This is a genomic window from Methylobacter sp. BlB1 (assembly GCF_015476545.1).
GTDB lineage: Bacteria > Pseudomonadota > Gammaproteobacteria > Methylococcales > Methylomonadaceae > Methylobacter.
Window position 1 is genome coordinate 1 of sequence record NZ_JADMKV010000140.1, and the last position, 2,364, is coordinate 2,364.

Annotated in this window: 4 protein-coding genes; all 4 read left to right on the forward strand. The window is 31.7% G+C overall.

Annotated features, from left to right (window positions below; translation table 11 throughout):
• Nucleotides 1-653 (forward strand): replication initiation protein (locus tag IT781_RS21635; RefSeq protein ID WP_194972245.1); only part of this gene is annotated, 653 nt, incomplete at its 5' end.
• A gap of 96 nt (nt 654-749) precedes the next feature.
• On the forward strand, nt 750-1,136 hold the full coding sequence (locus IT781_RS21640) for a hypothetical protein (protein WP_194972246.1): 387 nt from the start codon (nt 750-752) through the stop codon (nt 1,134-1,136).
• The gene (locus IT781_RS21645; RefSeq protein WP_194972247.1) at nt 1,136-1,648 is read left to right on the forward strand and encodes a hypothetical protein; all 513 of its coding nucleotides are present in this window, start codon (nt 1,136-1,138) and stop codon (nt 1,646-1,648) included. Before IT781_RS21640 ends, IT781_RS21645 begins: the two co-directional genes overlap by 1 nt.
• Complete coding sequence (locus tag IT781_RS21650; protein ID WP_228779349.1) at nt 1,629-2,351, forward strand: NYN domain-containing protein; 723 nt, start codon at nt 1,629-1,631, stop codon at nt 2,349-2,351. The genes IT781_RS21645 and IT781_RS21650 overlap by 20 nt, the downstream gene beginning before the upstream one ends.
• Nucleotides 2,352-2,364 lie beyond the last annotated feature (13 nt).

Sequence of the window (2,364 nt, forward strand, 5' to 3'; positions counted from 1 at the left end):
GATCTAGCTATAGTTTTTCATTAATTGAGCAAAGATTATTAAATATGTGTATAGGAAGCATATATTATGAAAAATTTATAAAACCGGAAACTAAATGTACAGTTAAACTAGATAGATATATTCTTGAATATGGAATATCAAGGAAAGAGGGCTTAAAACAATTTAAGGATATACAAGGAAGTCTAGGTCACAAAGAAGTTATCTTGCCTGAATATGATCAAATACCAATACGATGGGTAGATAAAATCGATTTTGAATGCAGTGATGAACTATACATTAACTTTAATGAAGAGATAATACCTCATATTTCTAAAATGAAATCTCATTTCATCTCATATGACTTATGCCATATTAGGCTTTTAAATAGTCCCCATTCAATACGGCTATATGAACTATGTAAAAGTGTAGCGCACGATCGTGCACAATGGAGACTTGAGATTGAGCTAGTAAAGCTTAAGTTAATTCTGGGCCTAGAGAATAGATATGCTCTATATGCGGATTTTAAACGTTTACTAGACAAGTGTATTTCAGAAATAAATGTACATACTGATATAAATGTGTCCTATGCTGAACGAAAATTAGGTAAGAAGGTTGTAAAGATAGTCTTCTCTGTTTCATCTAAAGGATCTATTAATACTATAAGTAAGAAATAGAGCTGATCTATTTAAGGTAATTTTGACAACTGAGCTTAAAAAAATAGAAGATATCCTACTTTATAATAATACTTCCTATGTTGCACTCAGCTATAAATGAAAAAAAGTACAAAATTAAAGAAATACGTTGAGCTATTTACTAGAAATATAGATCGCTTCTTAGCTCCTAACGTTTCAATTAAAACCACTATTTATCCTGTTGAAGGGCCAGGGGCTATATTTGAATTTATCTTTAATTATGAAGGAGATAAATCAGAGACAATCGCACCAATTAAGGCCACTGTTGGCTCTGTTCTATCATCAATACCTCAACGTTTTGTCGCAGGTGATATTGAAAATATTACATTTGGTGGAACCAACATCTGTATGGAAGGGAATAGGCTACTTCTGATTAAAGGAGATGATTCTCCGCCTCTATGGAGCGGCACTACAGTGCAAGAGGATGTTCTTCGGGTGGTGTCCACATCGCAGGGAGGCAAATAATGTCGTCTTTTGAAAAAATGACAATAGCACAAATCTCCAAAACTGCCGAAGATGTGAGAACAATACAAAAATTCCAAGATGAATCGATGAATCATGGATTTAATACAGGACTTATTTCAGCAACAGTAGCTCCTTCAAAAAAATTAAAAACAACAGTAGCTCCTTCAAATAATTTAAAAACAGTGGACTGGCCTATTATCTGTTTAACTTTTTTTCTTATAGTATTCTTTTGCTTAGTTTTAGCGAACTCTATAATTGATCATTCTGCAAAAATAGAAAAGCTATTGCTTGATGGTAGCCTATTTGCTGCTAACTTATCCGTCTTCAGTGCTTATCTAAAATTCAAAGATATAACAAGTACAATTATTCTAAGTATAGGCTTGGTTGCAGTTATCACTATAGGGTTTAATATACTTACACCCAAAGAAGCCATTTCTGAAGCAAAGGAAATGGTTAAAGGAACAACAACAGAGACAAACAAGGATGGTATGTTTGAAAAAACAAAACTTTAATATAGCTGTCTACATTGATATGGAAAGTATCGCCTCTGTAGACTTTTTATTAGATGAAGTAATGAATTCATTGTTACTTTCTGACGAAGATTTAAATTGCATTTTTGTAATTAAATCAGCGTATGGAAATCAAATTAATGCAAAAAAAGATCTAAAGAATCAGATTGTAGAGCATAACTTCAATATTATTGATACTCCCAAGATTGGTAACGAAAAAAATCGAGCAGATCTTCTTCTAAGTATTGATGCTTTTGAATCTTTATATCTTGGTAACCCAAGCATAGATCGCTATTGCTTCTTTACTAGTGACTCTGATTTCACAGTCATAGGAGATAAACTCAGGAAATATGGAAAAGAGGTGTGGTTGGTATGTAAAAGGAAAGACAAAGATAGAGCAATACTTGCAAAATCATTTGATAATTTGCTCTTTCTAGAAGATTTTACGAGTAAAGAAAAAATCAAAATAGAAGATAGTATTGAAAAGCTCTTTGTATCAGCTATAAAAAATATGAATCAAAGCAGCCTCCCTACTAATGTTTCAACCGCTAACTCAAAAATGAAAGAGATTGATCCAAGCTTTCAGGTTTCAAAAACAGAATATAAAACATTTATGAATCTTATAAAAAAAATGAAAAGCAAAGGATATATTAATTTTGAAACACTGGGTTCTGGAGAAAATAGAATTACAGAAATTAATGTATAGAAAATATACTATT

Coding starts and splice junctions, on each gene's coding strand:
- IT781_RS21640 (WP_194972246.1), top strand. CDS start 750: ATGAAAAAAAGTACAAAATTAAAGAAATACGTTGAGCTATTTACTAGA.
- IT781_RS21645 (WP_194972247.1), top strand. CDS start 1,136: ATGTCGTCTTTTGAAAAAATGACAATAGCACAAATCTCCAAAACTGCC.